This window comes from Rhizobium sp. BK538 (genome assembly GCF_014197575.1).
GTDB lineage: Bacteria > Pseudomonadota > Alphaproteobacteria > Rhizobiales > Rhizobiaceae > Rhizobium.
The window spans coordinates 17,495-36,765 of sequence record NZ_JACIFT010000014.1 but is presented as its reverse complement, the minus strand read 5'-3'; the positions used below and the strand labels follow the sequence as shown (position 1 = coordinate 36,765).

Annotated in this window: 17 protein-coding genes, 3 tRNA genes and 1 riboswitch; of the genes, 15 read left to right on the top strand and 5 right to left on the bottom strand. The window is 59.2% G+C overall.

The window, feature by feature from the left end; translation table 11 throughout:
* Window positions 1–385: 385 nt before the first annotated feature.
* Entirely contained in the window at window positions 386–2,800 is a 2,415-nt protein-coding gene (lon, locus tag FHX09_RS18315) for an endopeptidase La (protein ID WP_007792121.1), read from the top strand.
* A gap of 207 nt (window positions 2,801–3,007) precedes the next feature.
* The gene (gene hupB / locus FHX09_RS18310; RefSeq protein WP_007531759.1) at window positions 3,008–3,283 is read left to right on the top strand and encodes a DNA-binding protein HupB; all 276 of its coding nucleotides are present in this window, start codon (window positions 3,008–3,010) and stop codon (window positions 3,281–3,283) included.
* Window positions 3,284–3,405: 122 nt separating this feature from the next.
* A riboswitch (FMN riboswitch) is annotated at window positions 3,406–3,554 on the top strand.
* Between the two features lie 51 nt (window positions 3,555–3,605).
* Here the strand turns inward: hupB and FHX09_RS18305 are convergent.
* Window positions 3,606–4,802 (bottom strand): IS256 family transposase, encoded by a 1,197-nt coding sequence (locus FHX09_RS18305; protein WP_183722117.1) that lies wholly within the window; start codon window positions 4,800–4,802, stop codon window positions 3,606–3,608.
* A gap of 181 nt (window positions 4,803–4,983) precedes the next feature.
* On the opposite strand from FHX09_RS18305, the gene FHX09_RS18300 reads away from it, so the two are divergent.
* Together FHX09_RS18300 and FHX09_RS18295 are read left to right on the top strand one after the other, a co-directional pair.
* Window positions 4,984–5,883 (top strand): DMT family transporter, encoded by a 900-nt coding sequence (locus tag FHX09_RS18300; protein WP_007792117.1) that lies wholly within the window; start codon window positions 4,984–4,986, stop codon window positions 5,881–5,883.
* Window positions 5,884–5,954: 71 nt separating this feature from the next.
* Window positions 5,955–8,165 carry an esterase-like activity of phytase family protein gene (locus tag FHX09_RS18295; RefSeq protein ID WP_184450504.1) on the top strand — a complete coding sequence of 737 codons (2,211 nt, stop codon included), beginning with the start codon at window positions 5,955–5,957 and terminating at the stop codon, window positions 8,163–8,165.
* A gap of 57 nt (window positions 8,166–8,222) precedes the next feature.
* Here the strand turns inward: FHX09_RS18295 and FHX09_RS18290 are convergent, their stop codons facing one another.
* Window positions 8,223–9,209 carry an aldo/keto reductase gene (locus FHX09_RS18290; RefSeq protein WP_132593972.1) on the bottom strand — a complete coding sequence of 329 codons (987 nt, stop codon included), beginning with the start codon at window positions 9,207–9,209 and terminating at the stop codon, window positions 8,223–8,225.
* Between the two features lie 309 nt (window positions 9,210–9,518).
* Here FHX09_RS18290 and FHX09_RS18285 point away from each other — a divergent pair, with 309 nt between their 5' ends.
* Complete coding sequence (locus FHX09_RS18285; RefSeq protein WP_132594000.1) at window positions 9,519–9,920, top strand: cupin domain-containing protein; 402 nt, start codon at window positions 9,519–9,521, stop codon at window positions 9,918–9,920.
* Between the two features lie 6 nt (window positions 9,921–9,926).
* On the opposite strand, the gene FHX09_RS18280 is transcribed toward FHX09_RS18285, so the two are convergent.
* The 3 genes from FHX09_RS18280 to FHX09_RS18270 form a co-directional block, all read right to left on the bottom strand.
* Window positions 9,927–10,532 (bottom strand): class I SAM-dependent methyltransferase, encoded by a 606-nt coding sequence (locus FHX09_RS18280; RefSeq protein WP_132593974.1) that lies wholly within the window; start codon window positions 10,530–10,532, stop codon window positions 9,927–9,929.
* A 128-nt stretch (window positions 10,533–10,660) separates the two neighbouring features.
* The gene (locus FHX09_RS18275; protein WP_132593976.1) at window positions 10,661–11,707 is read right to left on the bottom strand and encodes a GGDEF domain-containing protein; all 1,047 of its coding nucleotides are present in this window, start codon (window positions 11,705–11,707) and stop codon (window positions 10,661–10,663) included.
* Between the two features lie 352 nt (window positions 11,708–12,059).
* A tRNA-Val gene (locus FHX09_RS18270) sits at window positions 12,060–12,135 on the bottom strand.
* Between the two features lie 399 nt (window positions 12,136–12,534).
* Here FHX09_RS18270 and FHX09_RS18265 point away from each other — a divergent pair.
* The 10 genes from FHX09_RS18265 (at window position 12,535) to FHX09_RS18220 (ending at window position 19,268) form a co-directional block, all read left to right on the top strand.
* Window positions 12,535–12,611, top strand: a tRNA-Asp gene (locus FHX09_RS18265).
* 53 nt (window positions 12,612–12,664) lie between these two features.
* Window positions 12,665–12,741 (top strand) — tRNA-Asp (locus tag FHX09_RS18260).
* 323 nt (window positions 12,742–13,064) lie between these two features.
* Window positions 13,065–13,430: an NADH-quinone oxidoreductase subunit A gene (locus FHX09_RS18255; protein ID WP_007789653.1), complete on the top strand. Its 366-nt coding sequence runs from the start codon at window positions 13,065–13,067 to the stop codon at window positions 13,428–13,430.
* The gene (locus tag FHX09_RS18250; protein WP_007789655.1) at window positions 13,421–14,005 is read left to right on the top strand and encodes an NADH-quinone oxidoreductase subunit B; all 585 of its coding nucleotides are present in this window, start codon (window positions 13,421–13,423) and stop codon (window positions 14,003–14,005) included. Before FHX09_RS18255 ends, FHX09_RS18250 begins: the two co-directional genes overlap by 10 nt.
* Before the next feature lie 15 nt (window positions 14,006–14,020).
* Window positions 14,021–14,623 (top strand): NADH-quinone oxidoreductase subunit C, encoded by a 603-nt coding sequence (locus FHX09_RS18245; protein WP_183723019.1) that lies wholly within the window; start codon window positions 14,021–14,023, stop codon window positions 14,621–14,623.
* 72 nt (window positions 14,624–14,695) lie between these two features.
* Complete coding sequence (locus FHX09_RS18240) at window positions 14,696–15,886, top strand: NADH-quinone oxidoreductase subunit D (protein WP_007789658.1); 1,191 nt, start codon at window positions 14,696–14,698, stop codon at window positions 15,884–15,886.
* Window positions 15,886–16,158: a hypothetical protein gene (locus FHX09_RS18235; protein ID WP_132593982.1), complete on the top strand. Its 273-nt coding sequence runs from the start codon at window positions 15,886–15,888 to the stop codon at window positions 16,156–16,158. The genes FHX09_RS18240 and FHX09_RS18235 overlap by 1 nt, the downstream gene beginning before the upstream one ends.
* Window positions 16,159–16,174: 16 nt before the next feature.
* The gene (locus FHX09_RS18230; protein ID WP_132593984.1) at window positions 16,175–17,311 is read left to right on the top strand and encodes an NADH-quinone oxidoreductase subunit E; all 1,137 of its coding nucleotides are present in this window, start codon (window positions 16,175–16,177) and stop codon (window positions 17,309–17,311) included.
* Between the two features lie 11 nt (window positions 17,312–17,322).
* Entirely contained in the window at window positions 17,323–18,627 is a 1,305-nt protein-coding gene (gene nuoF / locus FHX09_RS18225; protein WP_007789664.1) for an NADH-quinone oxidoreductase subunit NuoF, read from the top strand.
* Window positions 18,628–18,632: 5 nt separating this feature from the next.
* Window positions 18,633–19,268, top strand: a complete 636-nt coding sequence (locus FHX09_RS18220; protein WP_132593986.1) for a helix-hairpin-helix domain-containing protein — start codon at window positions 18,633–18,635, stop codon at window positions 19,266–19,268.
* Window positions 19,269–19,271 lie beyond the last annotated feature (3 nt).

Sequence of the window (19,271 nt, the reverse complement as noted above, 5' to 3'; positions counted from 1 at the left end):
GTGAATTTAAGGGGCTTGCCGTCGGCAGGCCTCTTTCTATTTCAAAACCAGTGCACGACCTTGATAAATCTTGCTAAAGAGGTCTGAAAGCGCTTCTGCTGCCGTTGCGGATTTCCAAGTCCGTGGCAATTATGGAATGATTCCGTTGGTGTGTTTCGGCCTTGTGCGTTAGCCGGCGCGGAAGTGGCAAGCGCCGGTCCAGCCTGGCGCTCCAGAGTGAAGGTGTTCCGTTGTAGCATAGCTGTCATGTCCAGGGGGACACCGGCCATGGCGCAGCTTGAAAAGCATAGTCAGAACCTCCACTTGTTGTCTCAAGTGGAGTGCGGCCCGGTTCTAGTGGCCGCGCCAGAAGAGCCCGGCAACGGGACGATGGAAAGGAAATAAAATGACGAAGAAAACGTCAGTTGCGAGCATCGCATATCCGGTTTTGCCCCTGCGCGATATCGTCGTCTTCCCGCATATGATCGTGCCGCTATTCGTCGGCCGCGAGAAGTCGATCCGTGCGCTTGAGGAGGTCATGGGATCGGACAAGCAGATCATGCTCGTCACGCAGATCAACGCGAGCGATGACGATCCGGAACCCTCTGCCATTCACAATGTCGGCACCGTCGCCAACGTGCTGCAGCTGCTGAAGCTGCCTGATGGCACCGTCAAGGTTCTGGTCGAAGGTCGCGCACGCGCCGAGATCGACGCCTACACCGATCGCGAGGACTTTTATGAAGCCCTTGGCCATGTTCTCGAAGAGCCGCATGACGATCCGGTCGAACTGGAAGCGCTCAGCCGCTCGGTCGTGTCCGAATTCGAGAGCTACGTAAAGCTCAACAAGAAGATCTCGCCTGAGGTCGTTGGCGCCGCTAGCCAGATCGACGACTACTCGAAGCTCGCCGACACGGTTGCGTCGCACCTGTCGATCAAGATCACCGAGAAGCAGGAGATGCTGGAAACCACCAGTGTCAAGGCACGCCTCGAAAAGGCGCTCGGCTTCATGGAAGGCGAGATCTCGGTCCTGCAGGTCGAAAAGCGCATCCGTTCGCGCGTCAAGCGCCAGATGGAGAAAACCCAGCGCGAGTACTACCTGAATGAGCAGATGAAGGCGATCCAGAAGGAGCTCGGCGACGGCGAGGAAGGCCGCGACGAGATGGCCGAACTGGAAGAACGCATCTCCAAGACGAAGCTGTCGAAAGAAGCACGCGAAAAGGCCGATGCCGAGCTGAAGAAGTTGCGGCAAATGAGCCCGATGTCGGCCGAAGCGACTGTTGTCCGCAACTACCTCGACTGGCTGCTCGGCATTCCGTGGGGCAAGAAGTCGAAGATCAAGACGGACCTCAACAACGCCGAGAAGATCCTCGAAGCCGATCACTTCGGTCTCGACAAGGTCAAGGAGCGCATCGTCGAGTACCTGGCTGTTCAGGCTCGCGCGACCAAGATCAAGGGTCCGATCCTGTGCCTCGTCGGCCCTCCGGGCGTCGGCAAGACCTCTCTTGCCCAGTCTATCGCCAAGGCGACTGGCCGTGAGTATGTCCGCATGGCGCTCGGCGGCGTTCGCGACGAAGCTGAAATCCGCGGTCACCGTCGCACCTACATCGGTTCGATGCCCGGCAAGGTCATCCAATCGATGAAGAAGGCGAAGAAGTCCAATCCGCTCTTCCTGCTCGACGAGATCGACAAGATGGGTCAGGATTTCCGCGGCGATCCGTCGTCTGCTCTGCTCGAGGTGCTGGATCCGGCTCAGAACTCGACCTTCATGGATCACTACCTGGAGGTCGAATACGACCTGTCGGACGTGATGTTCATCACGACGGCGAACACGCTGAACATTCCGGCGCCCTTGATGGACCGCATGGAAGTCATCCGCATCGCCGGCTACACCGAAGACGAAAAGCGTGAGATCGCCAAGCGACACCTGCTGCCGAAGGCCATCAAGGAGCATGCTCTGCAGCCGAATGAATTCTCGGTCAGCGACGATGCCCTGATGGCGATCAGCCAGCAGTACACCCGCGAAGCCGGTGTTCGTAACTTCGAACGCGAATTGATGAAGCTCGCCCGCAAGGCGGTGACCGAGATCATCAAGGGCAAGACGAAGTCCGTTCATGTGACGGCCGAAAACATCGACGACTATCTGGGCGTTCCGCGCTTCCGCCACGGCGAAGCAGAACGCGAAGATCAGGTCGGCGTGGTCACCGGTCTGGCCTGGACGGAAGTCGGCGGCGAACTGCTGACGATCGAAGGCGTCATGATGCCGGGCAAGGGTCGGATGACCGTGACCGGCAACCTGAAGGAAGTCATGAAGGAGTCGATCTCCGCAGCGGCATCTTACGTCCGCTCGCGCGCTGTCGATTTCGGCATCGAGCCGCCGCGCTTCGACAAGAGCGACATCCACGTGCACGTGCCGGAAGGTGCGACGCCGAAGGATGGTCCGTCGGCCGGTGTTGCCATGGCAACCGCAATCGTCTCGATCATGACCGGTATCCCGGTCGACAAGAATGTGGCCATGACTGGTGAGATTACTCTTCGCGGTCGTGTTCTGCCAATCGGCGGCCTGAAGGAAAAGCTGCTCGCAGCGCTTCGCGGTGGCATCAAGAAGGTGCTGATCCCGGAAGAAAACGCCAAGGATTTGGCGGAGATTCCGGACAACGTGAAGAACAACATGGAGATCATCCCGGTGTCCCGCATGGGCGAGGTGATCAAGCATGCGCTGGTCCGCAGACCGGAAGCGATCGAGTGGGATGGCACGGTGGAAACGCCGGTCATTGCAACGGTCGAAGGGCTCGATGAAACAGGTGCAACCATAGCTCACTGAGCTTTGTTTGCCACATTCGTGCCCAATTGCTTAAAAACCCTGAAAAGGCTGGTGTTTTCGCCAGCCTTTTTTTGTGAAATTGACACGCAGGTGCTTGCATTTCCTTGATTTGCAGGGTCTTTGGGGTGCGGCGGGCCTGATGAACTCTATTCTGTGCCTAGCTTATAGATTTGAGTCGTTTCGAACCATTTAGAAAGGGGTGGAAACATGAACAAGAATGAACTCGTGTCCGCAGTTGCCGAAAAGGCAGGACTCTCGAAGACCGACGCTGCTTCCGCAGTTGATGCTGTTTTCGAAGTCGTCCAGGCTGAACTGAAGGGCAAGGGCGACGTTCGCCTCGCTGGTTTTGGTAGCTTCACCGTCTCCCATCGCGCAGCCACGAAGGGCCGCAACCCGTCCACCGGCGCTGAAGTCGATATTCCGGCTCGCAACGTGCCGAAGTTCACGCCCGGCAAGGGCCTGAAGGACGCCGTTAACGGCTGATATGAATTTGCTTGTCGGCCGGGCAACGAGACCGGCGGTGCAAGTTTCGAAGGGTTCGGCCACGGCCGGACCCTTTTTGTATTTCGCGGACTTGTCGGCACGCGAGGTATGTCTTACGAAAATACTGTTCTCAGGGCGGGGTGAAAGTCCCCACCGGCGGTAAGGGCCTCGGCTCAAGTCCGCGAGCGCCTTTTGGCCGGTGTCGAAAGGGTCAGCAGATCCGGTGCAATTCCGGAGCCGACGGTTACAGTCCGGATGAAAGAGAATGAGCGGAGCGGTTGTGTGCGTCAAGTTCTGCAAAATTGGGCGGTCATGCGGCTGGTCATGCGGCTTGACGCAGAGCGAGTTTCTTGTGCTCGCGTAGGTCATCCATGTTGATGTAGCGGTTTGCCTCCATCCAGTTTTCGTGGGTTTCGACTGCGAGCGCCCTTACGAGGCGCAAGCAGCTCTCGGTATTTGGAAAGATGCGCACGACGTAGGTTCTGCGCCGGATTTCCTCGTTGAGGCGTTCAAGCATATTGGTCGACTTCAAGTGCTTGTGATGCTGGCGTGGCAATCGGAAGAAGGTCAGCGTCTGTTCGATCGTCTCCTCGACCCAACTGGTCAGACGCGGATACCGGGCCGACCATTTGGCAAGCCAGGCAGAAAGGTCGGTCTTGGCTTCGTCGAGGTCGCGCCGATCGTAGAGCCATCGCAGCTCCTGCAGACAGTCGTCACCATGCTTGCGTGGCAGGTGATCGAGGGCGTTCCTCAGGAAATGAACGTAACAGCGTTGCCAGGCGGCCTCCGGGATCACCTCGCCGATCGCCGCGACGAGACCGGCATGATCGTCGGAGACCACCAGCTCGACGCCCCTCAAGCCGCGTCCTTTCAGCCTGACGAGGAAGTCCTTCCAGGCAGAGCGGCTCTCGCGACCGGCCATCTCGACAGACAGAATTTGCCGCCGTCCGTCCCAGTCGATGCCAACGGCGATCAGCACCGCCTGGCTCATCACGACGCCGGCCTCACGCACCTTCTCATAGCGGGCATCGAGGATCAGGTAGGGAAAGGGCTCTTGAAGCGGGCGCTCGGCAAAGGCCTTCAGGCTCTCGTCCAGCCGCTTGTTGATCGCCGAGATCGATGATGCCGAGAAGGCATGGCCGCAGAGTTCCTCGGTAATCGCCTTGACCTTTCTGGTCGAAACCCCTTGCACATACATCTCCGCCAACGTTGCCACCAGCGCCCGCTCGGAGCGCTGATAGCGCTCGAATAGTTCGGTGGAGAAGCGTCCCGAGCGATCCTGCGGAACCCGCAGTTCAAGCTTGCCAACACGGGTGATCAGCGTGCGGCCATAGTGGCCCGAGCGGTAGCCGAGCCGCTCCGGCGTGCGCTCGCCTTTTGCAGCCCCCAGTGTTTCGTCCATCTCCGCCTCCAGCACCTCTTGCATCACCGTGCGGATCACCTCGCGCAGCCCATCAGGGTTCGAAAGCAAAATGTCTTTGACGGCAGCGCTGGCTGTCTTACCTTCAATCTTGGTCATGGTGGCGTTCCTTCCAGGGAATCAGGTGACGTTGAACATCACCAGCCTGCCATGACCGCCTCCTTCAGAGAATTTGCAGAACCTTCAGCACACTACCAGCGGAGCGGGCGAGGGCGAATTCTGTCCTGGCTGCGGTATCGCGCTCATGCGTCCTGATTTGTGTTGGTTTCGGAAAGAAAACATGAATCAGACTTCCCCTACATTTTCTGCTTCGCGAGCAATGATCGGCGCTGCCTGGATGGTCGCTGCAGGCATCGCCTTCTCGATCCTCAATGTCGTCACGCAATGGCTGACGATGAGGCTCGCCTTCCCCTCCGCCTCTGCAGCCTTCTGGCAATATGCCTTTGCGCTGGTCTTCTCGTTGCCCTTTCTCCGGCGCGTCGGCTTTGGAGCAATGCGAACGCGCTATCCTTGGCGTCACGTCGTGCGTGTCGCCTTGGCAGCCTTCGGTGTGATGACCTGGGTCGCAGGGCTTGCGTCCGTGCCGATCTGGCAGGCGATCGCCCTGGTAATGACTTCGCCATTCTTCATCATCATGGGCGCACGCATCTTCCTTGGTGAATACATCGGCCTCGCACGGTGGGTGGCGACTGGCACCGGCTTCGTCGGAGCGATGATCATCCTGCAGCCCTGGTCGGACAGCTTCAGTTGGGCGGCGCTCCTTCCAATCCTCTCGGCGCTTCTCTGGGGTGCCTCGTCGCTGATCACCAAGAGCCTTACCGGGGTCGAACGGCCGGAAACCATCACCGTCTGGCTGCTGGCTCTCCTGACGCCCATCAACGGCGGATTGGCGGTCGCCGCGGGATTCAGCATCCCTTCCGGTATGACGCTCCTGCTTTTCGTTGCGGCAGGCCTCCTCACCGTGATGGCCCAGTATTTCTTGACACTTGCCTATTCAACGGCCGATGCCGCCTACATCCAGCCCTTCGACGATCTCAAGCTGCCGCTCAATGTTTTCGCCGGCTGGTTGGTCTTTGGTTATGCGCCGACCGGCTATTTGTGGTTGGGGGCGATGCTGATCCTTGGTGCATCGCTCTTCATCATGAGGAACGAAATGAAGAAGGAACGGGAGACCGGCTAGCGCAGTCAGAATGTGACGGCAGTGTCATTCCGGTGTCATGCCTATCCCGCAAAACCCCTTTGTTTGAATTCATGGGGGATTTCATGACAACTCTATCGCGCAAGACAGTGCTCGTTGCAGCGCTTCTGACGACGGCCGCGTTTCCGGCCGCCGCAGAGCCCGTTTTCAACCGCATCGCAACTTTTCCGGTGGCATCCAACCTGCCCGAGGGAAAAGACAAGCTTTCGGCCACTTCGGCGGAAATAATCACGGCCACCGACGACGGCATGACGCTGATCTATAGCGATAGCCCGCTCGGTGCGATCGGATTTGTCGATATCTCAGACGCCAAGGCGCCGAAGGCCGGGGGCGCGCTGATGATGGACGGCGAGCCGACCTCCGTGACGTCCGCCGCCGGCAAGGCACTGGTGGCCGTCAATACGTCAGAGAGCAGGGCGAAGCCCTCGGGGCGCCTTGCGATCGTCGACGTTGCAACCAAGAAGGTCGAGAGCACCTGCGATCTCGGCGGCCAGCCGGATTCGATCGCACTCAACAAGGACAAGACGCTCGGCGCGATCGCGATCGAAAACGAGCGTGACGAAGAGGTGAACGACGGCAAGATTCCACAGATGCCGGCAGGCGAGCTCGCCGTGTTCCAAGTCAAGAACGGCACGGTCGATTGCAGCTCGATCAAGCACGTCACGCTGACAGGCCTTGCGGGCATTGCGCCCGAAGATCCGGAACCAGAATTCGTCTCGTTCAACGACCAGAACGAGATTGCCCTGACCCTTCAGGAAAACAACGAAATCGTCATCATTGACGCGGCAACTGCAACGGTGAAGACGCACTTCTCCGCTGGCAGTGTCGATCTGGCCGGCATCGACACCAAACGCGATGGTGCCCTGAAGTTCACCGGCGAACTCAAGGGCACCCCCCGTGAGCCTGACGCGGTGAAGTGGCTCGACAATAACCGCCTGGTCGTTGCCAACGAAGGCGACTATCAAGGCGGCTCGCGCGGTTTCACGATTTTCGACAAGACCGGCAAGGTGCTCTACGAATCCGGTGCTTCCTTCGAACGTGCCGTCGCCAATATCGGCCACTATCCGGACAAGCGTTCATCCGCCAAGGGCGTCGAGCCGGAAGGTCTGGAAGTGGCGACGATCGGAGGCCAGAAATACATATTCCTGCTCGCAGAGCGCGCCTCTGTCGTCGGCGTCTACAGGGATACCGGTGCGGAGCCTGAACTGGTCCAGATTCTTCCGTCCGGCGTTTCACCTGAAGGCGCTGTGGCCGTACCGACGCGCAATCTCCTCGCGACCGCCAACGAAGTCGATCTTGGCGAGGACGGCGGCCCACGGTCGCACGTGATGCTCTACGAACTCGCCGAGGGCGAGGCGGCCTATCCGCAGATCGTTGCGGCCGAGAAGGATAGCAACCCGGTCGGCTTCGCGGCGCTTTCCGGTCTTGCTGCCGTTCCGGAAAAGTCGGGACAGCTGTTTGCCGTCAGCGATAGTGTCCTCGGCATGCAGCCGACGATCTACACGATCGACGCAACCAGGAAGCCGGCCGTGATCACCGAAACGCTGACCGTAAAGCGCGACGGCCAACCGGCACAGAAGCTCGACATCGAGGGTGTGGCCGTTGATGAAAAGGGCTGGTTCTGGCTGGCGTCCGAAGGCAACACTGAGAAGCTGGTGCCGCACGCTCTCTATCACGTCAATCCGAAAGGCGAGATCAAGGAAGAGATCTCACTTCCCAAAGAATTGGCAGCGAACGAAATCCGCTACGGCTTCGAAGGTGTGACGATCGTCGGCTCCGGCGACGACGCGACGCTCTGGATGGCCGTCCAGCGCGAGTGGAAGGATGACGAGAAGGGCCTTGTCAAACTTGTTTCCTACAATCCGAAAAGCAAGGAGTGGGGTGCCGTCCGCTATCCGCTCGACAAATTCGAAGCGGGCTGGATTGGTCTCTCCGAAATCTCCGCTCATGGCGATAGCGTCTACATCATCGAACGCGATAACCTTGTCGGCGACGCAGCGAGACTGAAGAAGCTCTACAAGGTAGCGATATCGGACCTGAAGCCCGCCAAGCTCGGTGGCGAACTGCCGGTCGTCAAGAAGATTGAAGCCCACGACTTCCTTCCGGAGCTGAAGACCGCCACCAATGGCTATGTCCTCGACAAGCTCGAGGGCTTCGTTTTCGATGCCTCCGGCAAGGCCTACGCGGTCACGGACAATGACGGCGTCGATGATTCCTCGGGCGAAACTCTGTTCTTCCAGGTCAATCTCGTTGGCACAAACTGAGATTGGCATGAAACAGAATGGCCGGGTCTACGCCCGGCCATTTTTCTTGCGGCTGCTTTACCAGCGCTGGTGGACATAAGGAGCGACGAGGCGCTCGTAGATCTCGCGTGTGGCGTCCATCACCTCATGCGAGAGCGGCGCGAGACTTGCCGCCGCCGCGTTGGCGCGTGCCTGTTCGGCATTGCGTGCACCCGGAATGACGACGGTGACTGCATCGCTCATCAGGATCCAACGCAGCGCGAAGGCCGCCATCGTCGCGCCAGCGGGAACGAGCTTGCGCACTTCCTCCACCGCCTGCAGGCCGACCTCGAAGGGAACGCCAGCGAACGTCTCACCGACATCGAATGCCTCGCCGTGACGATTGAAATTGCGGTGATCGTCGCTCGCAAACTTCGTATCGCGGGTGATCTTTCCGGAGAGCAGACCACTTGCAAGCGGCACGCGGGCGATGACGGCGATGTTCTTCCGCCGCGCCTCCTGGAAAAACAGGTGATCGGGCCGCTGACGGAAGATGTTATAGATGATCTGGATGCTGACGACGCCAGGATACTCGATCGCCTTCAGCGCTTCCTCGACCTTCTCGACGCTGACGCCGTAGCCCATGATCTTGCCGGCCTTCTGCAGCTCATTCAGGGCTTCGAAGACCTCCGGGCGATAAAGCACTTCTGTCGGAGGGCAGTGCAACTGCACGAGGTCGAGGCCGTCGACGCGCAGATTCTTGAGACTGCGATCGATGAAGCCTTCGAGGTTGGCCTTGGTGTAGCCATCGGCGACATGCGGGTTCAGCCGGCGCCCTGCCTTGGTCGCAACCATCGGCCGTTCGCCGCCACGGCTCGCAAGAACGTCGGCAATGATCTTTTCCGATCGGCCGTCGCCATAGACGTCGGCGGTGTCGATGAAGGTCATGCCGGCGTCGAGCGCCGCATTCAGGGCGTCGCGGCCGTCGGCTTCGCTGACATCGCCCCAGGCGCCGCCGATCTGCCATGCGCCGAAGCCGATATTCGTGACGGTATGGGGCAGGTGGCCGAAAGAATGCTGTTTCATGGAAATCCTCCGCGTGATGAAATGCCTCGCCCTAGCAGTCGCCCAGGCAAGGAGCAAGCGCCTGCAGCTGAGATAGGGCGGCATCGCCGGAGCGCCGCCATTTCTTCTGCGGAGCGACATGAACGCCACGATTCGGAGCGCGCTCTGCTATCCGCGGTTATCGTCGGATTCGCTCCTGTCTCCGATTGGTGACAAGGCGCTGTGGTCAGGGCCACGCAGCCTGGGACCGAGCAATGCGTCGCTTGGACAATGAAGCCGCTTGGCTTACGGTCGCCTGGACAGATCGTCATGCTCGAAAAGGAAACGTCGATGGAGATCAAACCCTGCGGATCGCGGCCCTCTATGAAGGCGCCGAAAGAATATTTCACGGGGTCGGTCCGTCAGGACCCACTGATGGACGCGCCAACCCCGGCAAGGGTGAGGGTGGTCAGCGTCACGTTCGAACCGGGCGCTCGAACCGCCTGGCATACGCACCCGTTGGGGCAGACCCTGATCGTCACCGCAGGCAAGGGGCTGGCGCAGAGCGAGGGCGGCCCCCTTCGTGAAATTTGCGCCGGCGACACGGTCTGGTTCGCGCCGGGCGAAAAGCACTGGCATGGCGCCGGACCCGATACCGCAATGACCCACATCGCGATCCATGAAGCGCTGGACGGCAGCGCCGCCGACTGGATGGGACAGGTCAGCGACGAGCAATACGCAGGAAAGGCCTGAAGCGGCTCAGAGGCGCTTCAGGCAATAGGAAAAGTGAGCGTGCGATTCGACCGTCAGGAACTCGAATTGCCAGCCATAGTCCTTGCAGAACTTGGTGACCGCTTCGACGACGCCGTAGACGATCGGCTTAACGGCATTGCCGGTGCAAAAGTCATGCCCGGCGATTCTTCCCGTTCGTTTCACTTTCTTCTCGCACAGCAGGAGTTCCTGCCAGGTGAGCCCGAAGGAATGATCGGTGTCGATGTAAGCCCAGTCGAGAAAGTCATCTTCGAATTCGGCGAGCTTTTCGAGCGATGTGCCCTGCATCAGGTGCAATTGGCCACTCTCTATCTGGTCTTTGAACTGATTGTGGATTTGATCGAGCCCCGAACTGTAGCGGTCCATGCTCCAAGGATCGATCAGGTAAAGCTGTGCAGGCCGATTCTTCTCAAGGATTTCCGCCGTATACTCCCCAAAGGCAGCTCCAACTTCGACGCCGATGCCGCCGTTCGGGATACGGTAGAGCAATTCGCTCCGATCAGGCAGCAGCCGTGCATTTTCCATATGGTGCGTGCTCAACTGTGTGCGCGGCATACTAGCCCGCTGTGCCTGCCGTTCCTCGCGTGTCTTCATGATGATGTCTCGGATAATGCGTGTGTTGTTGGACCTTGCGGCCCGCGGGAACCACCTTATAGCCAGCGCAACGCGATGTTGGCTAGGCTTCTTCGGGAGGCGCAACGACAGATCGCTGCGATCTGATCTTACCGATAGATCAGCCAGTCCTTGGGCACATGCGAGACATTGGCCACACCATGGACAGAGACGTTGTCTCCGCCCGATGCCTTGGCCATGCCGAGCGCCTGTTCGGCGAATGCTATAAGCGCATCAGCCGTCCGGGCTTCCTTCGACATACATATCCCGACCGAGAATGAAATTGGCGCTGCCCGTTTTCCCGATACGGGATGCACCACCGGCAATCCCCTAAGCCGATCGCGGAGCCTATCGACAAGCCGCATGATCTCCGTCTCGTCCGCCGTTCGGAAGATGAAACCGAAGCGCCCCCGATCGAAGCGGCAGGCCAGATCCTTTTCACCGAACATCGCCTGGATCAACTCGCCGATTTTCCTGAGGACGGGCTCAAGAAGGTTTGGAACGGCTGCAATGGTCTCGTAGCGGTCGATATCCGCAAAGGCGATTCCGCACAGATCAGGCAGTCCTGATTTCTCATAGACATTGGCGAGTTCCTTGTTGAATACCCGACGGTTCCCCAGGCCGGTCAACGTATCGACAAATCTTGCGGCGTTTGCCGCGGCGGCCTCGCGCTGTACCTCCTCGAGCTTCTGGGATTTTTCCACCACCTTGGAAGCGAGCATTGCACTTTGCGCCTCGCGAGTATGTGTTGCCGAGCTTACCGATTGCAGCGATCGCGTGAGCGCGGCCGTGTCTGTCACATCATTGGCTTCAAAGACGCGGGCCGCTTGGCTGATGATACTTCCGTAGCGCGTCAGTGCTGACTTTTCCTCGTTGAGTAGGGAGAGAATGCTCTGCAGTTCCTGCTGCACCTGGCCGGAACGGGCCTCGAGCAGGCTGCCTTCGAAGTGGTGGGGCAGGTAACGGCGTCCGATTCCATCCAGGGCCTCCTGTGTCTTTACCGGGCCAAGTGATCTTAGCTCGCGGGCGAGATCCGGACTGTTGCCAGTCAGGGCCTCGAATACGAGCTCATAGTTGCGCGGCAGCCCTTCGATTCCAAGTTGTTGCAAAACCGTTGCAATGCGAAAGGCTAGATTCGTGTGCGTATTGGACTGCACCAGATGCCCTCTCCGACGTGACTTCGTCTTTACCACTGACGAGGCTGGGTGACATGAGCGGCGGCCATGGCCGGCTGTGTCACTATTGCAGGCAAGCTATGCTGGAAGCTTTTCCTGCAACCGCTTGCGCTGTGCCGGAAAGCAGAAGAATGACGTATGTAGAAAGCCACCGCGGAACATCATGCTCCGTATGACAAACAACTTATGAGGACAATACTGCGCCCGCTCAATTAAAACGAAGTAAATGAGCACTCTGGCGCAGCGAGGGGGGTACGCAACGCACGCCACCTGCTCGAGCGGATCCGATACGTTGCCATCATCAGCAGCAAACTATGAGTATGTAGGAAAGAAATGGTGGGCGATGAGAGACTCGAACTCCCGACATCCTCGGTGTAAACGAGGCGCTCTACCAACTGAGCTAATCGCCCTCGCGAGATCGGTCCGGTTCGGCCCGCCGCGTCGGTGGCCGTGATCTATGCGGATCGCGGACAAACCGCAAGAGTGTTTGTGAAGATTTTTTGATTTTTTTGAATGGAGCTGCTCACCCGGCTTTCGTCTCGGCGATTTCTGAGCTGTAGAAAGCCGCCGGCGAGTACAGCGTGAGGGCTCGGGGATTGATTGCTTGTGCAAGCCCGACAAGCACTCCTCTAATAATACACTGAATTTGCCTAGGGATTTTCGTTCTCCAAAAACAATTCGCAGACTGTCATCGTTTTGTCTCCAAAGCTGCTTGACACTCAAATGCGAACCCCTTAGTTAGCCGCTCATCGAAGCGGCGAAGCTGCTTTGACACGGACGCGAAAGCTTCCGGATCGCTTGAAATGAATGCGGGTGTAGCTCAGTCGGTTAGAGTGCCGGCCTGTCACGCCGGAGGTCGCGGGTTCGAGCCCCGTCACTCGCGCCATTTCAAAATGGAGTGCCGTGTGGCGCTTGGTCCGGTCCTTCTGTCCACGATGCGCGGGTGTAGCTCAGTCGGTTAGAGTGCCGGCCTGTCACGCCGGAGGTCGCGGGTTCGAGCCCCGTCACTCGCGCCATTTTCTTCTCTCTTTCTATAATATGGTGTCCCGGGCGAGCGTCGGTTTTCGCAGTTCTCTCTTGGTTTGGACTTTCTCCTTTGTTGCGAGCCATGCAATATCCGACGGGCTGACATGCAGTCTGAATCAACTAGTGTGGATTTGTCGCGACATCATTGCATCTGCTTGATAATGTCGCGCCTCGACAGTCGAATTGGTGCTCTAAAAGTCTTGCGCCCTGGCGCTGGCTGCGCTAACGACGGCTCTGTTGCAACGCACGTTCGCTTGCCGGGCAATTGCCCACTGGTGCCTTCCTGGCGCAGCCGCAAGCAGGGATGAACCTGATGACTGGACTGCTCAGTTCCTATATTCCGATCGCTATTTTTATTGGTATCGCCCTTGTAATCGGCCTGGCGCTTCTGATCGCGCCGTTTGCCGTTGCCTTCAAGGCGCCCGATTCGGAAAAGCTTTCGGCTTTCGAGTGCGGCTTCAATGCATTCGACGACGCTCGCATGAAGTTCGATATCCGTTTTTATCTGGTGTCGATCCTCTTCATCATCTTCGACCTCGAAGTCGCCTTCCTCTTTCCGTGGGCTGTTTCGTTCGGCGCGATCGGCTGGTTTGGTTTCTGGTCCATGATGGTCTTCCTCGCTGTGCTGACCATCGGCTTTATTTATGAATGGAAAAAGGGAGCCCTGGAATGGGAGTAGCCCAAAGCGATAAGGCGCTCGTCGCGCCGCACCCGAAAGGCGTCATCGACCCGGCAACGGGCAAGCCGATCGGCAGCGACAGCGCCTTCTTCGGCGAAATCAACGATGAACTGGCCGATAAGGGCTTTCTCGTTACCTCGACCCGCGATCTCATCACCTGGGCCCGTACGGGCTCGCTGATGTGGATGCAATTCGGTCTTGCCTGCTGCGCAGTCGAAGGCCTGATGCAGGTCTCCGGTCCGCGTTACGACATGGAGCGCTTCGGTGTCGCTCCGCGCGCGTCGCCGCGCCAGTCTGACGTCATGATCGTTGCCGGCACGCTGACCAACAAGATGGCGCCGGCGCTCCGTAAGGTCTATGACCAAATGCCTGAGCCGCGCTATGTTATCTCTATGGGATCCTGCGCCAACGGCGGCGGTTACTATCACTATTCCTATTCGGTCGTGCGTGGTTGCGACCGTGTCGTTCCTGTCGATATCTACGTGCCGGGCTGTCCCCCCACGGCAGAAGCGCTGCTCTACGGGGTGCTGCTTCTGCAGAAGAAGATCCGTCGAACCGGAACGATCGAGCGCTAAGGGCGGAGGACTGTCATGACTGAAGCCTTGAGCGAACTGTCTTCGTATCTCCGCGAGATGCGGGGCGATCTCTTTGTCGATGCAGCCATCAGCTACAATGAGCTTAACGTGACTGCGACGCCGGAAACGATTCTGGCGCTGCTGACGTTCCTGCGCGACGATGCGCGCTGCGGTTTCATCAGCATGATCGATATCTGCGGTGTCGACTGGCCGCAGCGCGAAAAGCGCTTCGACGTCGTATATCACCTGCTGTCGCCGAAGCAGAACCTGCGCATCCGCATCAAGGTCGCCGTGGCTGACGGCGAGTCGGTGCCGTCGGCAACCGGCGTTTACAAGGGTGCCGAGTGGTTCGAGCGCGAAGCCTGGGACATGTACGGCATTCCCTTCTCCGGTCATGCTGACTTGCGCCGTCTTCTCACCGACTACGGTTTCGAGGGGCACCCGCTGCGCAAGGACTTCCCGACAACCGGTTACGTCGAGGTGCGTTATGACGATGCTGCCAAGCGCGTTGTCTACGAACCCGTCGAGCTGAAGCAGGAATTCCGCAATTTCGACTTCATGTCCCCTTGGGAAGGCACCGAATACGTGCTGCCGGGAGACGAGAAGGCGGCGAAGTGAAGATGAGCTCGGATTTCTTGAAGCCTCTCTGTTCGCCGTCTCATGCCAATTGCCAGCGCGGAGCGCGTCGCTATGACTGAACATAACGTTCGCAATTTTACGATCAATTTCGGACCGGAGCATCCGTCCGCGCACGGTGTTCTGCGCCTCGTGCTTGAACTCGACGGTGAAATCATCGAGCGCGTCGATCCGCATATCGGCCTTCTGCATCGCGGGACCGAAAAGCTGATCGAGACGAAGACCTACCTGCAGGCCGTTCCCTATTTCGATCGTCTCGACTACGTCGCGCCGATGAACCAGGAACACGCTTTCGCGCTCGCCGTCGAAAAGATGCTGAAGCTCGAGATTCCGATTCGTGGCCAGCTGATCCGTGTTCTCTACTCGGAAATCGGCAGAATTCTGTCGCACATCATGAACGTGACGACTCAGGCGATGGACGTCGGCGCGATGACGCCGCCGGTCTGGGGCTTCGAAGAGCGCGAAAAGCTCATGGTGTTTTACGAGCGCGCCTGCGGCGCCCGTATGCACTCTGCCTACTTCCGTCCGGGCGGCGTCCACCAGGACATTCCGCCGGAACTGGTCGAGGACATCGGCAAGTGGTGCGATCCGTTCCTGAAAATCCTCGATGATATCGAAGGGCTTTTGACCGACAACCGCATCTTCAAGCAGCGTAACGTCGATATCGGCGTTGTGTCGCTGGCGGATGCGTGGTCGTGGGGATTTTCGGGCGTGATGGTGCGCGGTTCGGGCGCTGCCTGGGACCTGCGCCGCTCGCAGCCCTATGAGTGCTACAACGATATGGAATTTGACATTCCGATCGGTAAGAACGGCGACTGCTACGATCGCTACCTGATCCGCATGATCGAAATGCGCCAGTCGGTTCGTATCATGAAGCAGTGCGTCGAGCGCCTTATGGGAAGTGCGAAGACCGGTCCGGTCTCGTCGATCGACGGCAAGGTCGTTCCGCCGAAGCGCGGCGAGATGAAGCGTTCGATGGAAGCGCTCATCCACCACTTCAAGCTCTATACGGAAGGCTATCATGTGCCGGCCGGCGAGGTTTACGCGGCTGTCGAAGCGCCGAAGGGCGAATTCGGCGTCTACGTGGTCGCCGATGGCAGCAACAAGCCCTACCGCTGCAAGATTCGTGCACCGGGCTACGCGCACCTGCAGGCGATGGACTTCCTCTGCAAGGGGCACATGCTCGCTGACGTGACAGCCGTGCTCGGCTCGCTCGATATCGTGTTCGGTGAGGTAGACCGCTGATGAAGCTGTTGCGGCTTGTCGCTATCGTTCTTTTCGCTGCTTCCGGGGCCTTCGCCCAGGAAGTCGGCGGAATGGGGCCGAAGCTGGGCCAGGACGAGGTGCAGCCACCGGCGGCAAAGGCCTCTCTGGGTGAGCTCTTGTCCAAGGGCTATGAAATCAAGGCCGCCGTTCCGAACGGCGGCAAGTTCGTTGTGTTTTTGCAAAAAAACCAGTCGGCCTACGCGTGCGAGATGAAGTCTCTGACGGCATCGCAGTGTGGGACCATAAACTGACAAGGCGTGAGGAAGAATGTCCGTTCGTCGATTAGCCGAAGATCAATTCCAGCCTGCCGCGTTCGCCTTCAATGACGAGAACGCTGCCTGGGCGGAAAAGACGATCAAGAAATATCCTGAAGGCCGTCAGCAATCGGCGGTCATTCCGCTGCTGATGCGGGCGCAGGAACAGGATGGTTGGGTCACGCGCGCCGCGATCGAACAGATCGCCGACATGCTCGACATGGCCTATATCCGTGTTCTCGAGGTCGCGACCTTCTACACGCAATTCCAGCTGAACCCGGTCGGCACGCGCGCCCATATCCAGGTCTGCGGGACGACGCCTTGCATGCTGCGCGGCTCGGAAAGCCTGATGGCGGTTTGCAAGAGCAAGATCCATCATCATCCCTTTGAGCGGAACGCCGAGGGTACGCTTTCCTGGGAAGAAGTTGAATGTCTCGGGGCCTGCGTCAACGCTCCGATGGTCATGATCGGCAAGGATACTTATGAAGATCTGACGCCTGAGCGCCTTGAAGAGATCATCGACGCGTTTGAGGTCGGCAATGGCGCAAGCATCGAGGTTGGTCCGCAAATCGATCGTCACTTCTCCTCGCCGGAAGGCGGCCCGACGACGCTGCTGAGCGAAGAGCCGAAGGCAAAGAAGGCTTCTGCCAAGAAGACGGTCGCGGAAGCTGTGACTGCAACGGTCGATGCAGCACCGGTCCCGCCGTCCGAAGCTGCGCGTGCAAAGAGCACCGACGCCGAGACGAATGCTGCGCTGAAGACGCCGGCGACTGATCCGAAGGCCGCCGCGAAGAACGTCAAGGCTGTTGAAGAGCAGCCGGCCCCCGCCACGGCTGCGCAGGTCGAGCATGCCGCAAAGCCCTCGCTCAGCGACAAGAACCGCCCCGCCGGCATCGAAAAGCCCGCGACGCCTGACGATCTGAAGATGATCTCCGGCGTCGGCCCGAAGATCGAAGCGACCCTGCATGAGATCGGAATCTTCACCTTCGCGCAGGTCGCGGTATGGAAGAAGGCCGAACGCGAATGGGTTGACGGCTACCTGAATTTCAAGGGCCGTATCGAGCGCGACGATTGGGTCAAGCAGGCCAAGGCGCTCGCCAAGGGCGGCGAAGCGGAATATATCAAGGTTTTCGGTAAGAAGCCGCGGTAAGAAGGTGAAGCATGTTACAAGATAAAGACCGCATCTTTACCAACATCTACGGCCTTAAGGACAAGTCCCTGAAGGGCGCGATGAGCCGCGGCCACTGGGACGGCACAAAGCAGATCCTCGAAAAGGGTCGCGACTGGATCATCAACGAGATGAAGGCCTCGGGGCTTCGCGGACGTGGCGGCGCGGGCTTCCCGACCGGTCTCAAGTGGTCCTTCATGCCGAAGGAAAGCGACGGACGCCCGCACTATCTCGTCGTCAATGCTGATGAGTCGGAGCCCGGTACCTGCAAAGACCGCGATATCATGCGCCACGATCCGCATACGCTGATCGAAGGCTGCGTCATCGCAAGCTTCGCCATGGGTGCGAACGCCGCCTACATCTACGTCCGCGGTGAATACATCCGCGAGCGTGAAGCGCTGCAAGCTGCTATCGACGAATGCTATGACTACGGTCTGCTCGGCAAGAGCAACAAGCTCGGCTACCCCATTGACATCTACGTCCATCATGGTGCTGGCGCGTATATTTGCGGCGAAGAGACGGCATTGCTCGAAAGCCTCGAGGGCAAGAAGGGCCAGCCGCGCCTGAAGCCGCCGTTCCCGGCGAACATGGGTCTCTATGGCTGCCCGACGACCGTGAACAACGTTGAGTCGATCGCCGTTGCTCCGACCATCCTGCGTCGTGGTGCGGGCTGGTTCTCCTCGATTGGTCGTCCGAACAACGTCGGCACCAAGCTTTTCATGCTTTCCGGTCACGTCAACAAGCCGTGCACGGTCGAAGAAGAAATGGGCATCACCTTCCGTGAACTCGTGGATCGTCACGCTGGTGGTATTCGCGGCGGCTGGGACAACCTGCTCGCCGTCATCCCGGGCGGCGCATCGTGCCCAATCGTCCCGGCCAAGGACATTATCGACTGCCCGATGGATTTCGACGGCCTTCGCGCTGTCGGCTCGTCCTTCGGTACGGCTGCCGCGATCGTCATGGACAAGTCCACCGACGTCGTCAAGGCGATCGCTCGCATCTCGGCCTTCTTCAAGCATGAGAGCTGCGGCCAGTGCACGCCGTGCCGCGAAGGCACCGGCTGGATGTGGCGTGTGATGGAGCGCATGGCCAAGGGCAATGCCCAGAAGCGCGAAATCGACATGCTGTTCCAGGTCACCAAGCAAATCGAAGGTCACACTATCTGTGCGCTCGGTGATGCCGCTGCATGGCCGGTGCAGGGTCTGATCCGGAACTTCCGTCACGAGATCGAAGCGCGTATCGACCAGTATACGGCAAGCGCGCTGGATCACGGGGCGGTTCTTGAGGCTGCAGAGTAAGGGCGATGACGACGAAGGCGTCCGACAGCATGAAGAAGGAAGGAGCGGCTGATTTCTCGGCCGACTTCGGTCGTCTTGCTGCCGAGATGCTGGAAAACGCTCGCGCGCTGCCCGTGCCGCCGGTGATGGTCAACCCCGCTGCGGCAATGGCTGCGGCGACGGCGATCGGTTTCGGCTTTTCGACACAGATGGCCGGCGCGTTTTTCGGAGCCTTGCAGGGTGCGCTCGATGCAACGAGCAAGCTGGCGGCAGTACTTGACGAAACGCCGCCCGATGAAGGCAAGCCAGAGGTCGAGATCCGGCCGGAGAATGTTCACCCCACGCCTGCTAAGAAGGCAACCGCCAACGTCAAGCTTTCGGTTGTTCCGGCTCGGCAACCGGACGTAAAGCCCGAGGTGGTTACAAAGCCCGCATCGCGTGCCCGAAAGGTTGACGATCTGAAGCAGATTTCTGGCGTCGGCCCGAAGATCGAGCAGGTCTTGAACGCCAAGGGTATTCGCAGCTTCACCGCCATCGCTGCCTGGTCTCACGAGGACGTGGCACGTATTGACGCGGAGCTCGGCTTTGATGGGCGCATTGCGCGTGACGGCTGGATAGCGCAGGCAAAGGCGCTCGCCGCCAAGGGGCGCAAACGAAAGTAAGTT